Source organism: Vibrio sp. 03_296, assembly GCF_002265885.1.
In genome coordinates this window covers 1-412 of the sequence record NZ_NPKW01001141.1, presented here as the reverse complement: position 1 = coordinate 412, position 412 = coordinate 1, and the positions used below count along the sequence as shown (strand labels likewise).

Sequence of the window (412 nt, the reverse complement as noted above, 5' to 3'; positions counted from 1 at the left end):
CGGTTGGTGCAGTTTAGCCTCATCGCCTTCCACCTGTTTTCTGGCCATCGCCCTTCTAAATTAGAGTGGGGCGGCGTCGCCCTATCCATCAGCGGGTTTATCGTTTTAATGTCACCTTCTGCGCAAACACCCGATGCGATGGACGCATTCATGATGGCGATAGCCGGGGTTTGCTGGGCGATTTTTACCTTATTGGGCAAACAGGCACAATCGCCRCCACACAGCCATCGCTCAAGGCTTTAGCTTTGCATCCTTACTGGCATTGCTGTGTGGTTTTTGGCTACTGAATGTCTCATCCGTATCCGTCAATGGCATTGTTTGGGCTTTGTTTTCTGGCGTGTTGGCGTCTGGGATTGGTTATGTGGTGTGGTACATGGCGGTGAAGTCGTTATCGGTGCTGCAAGCGTCCATT

Annotated in this window: 1 pseudogene; it reads left to right on the top strand. The window is 51.8% G+C overall.

Annotated elements, in window-relative coordinates:
- Positions 1-243 (top strand): annotated as a pseudogene (locus CIK04_RS35105) (EamA/RhaT family transporter); the annotation flags it as partial.
- Positions 244-412 lie beyond the last annotated feature (169 nt).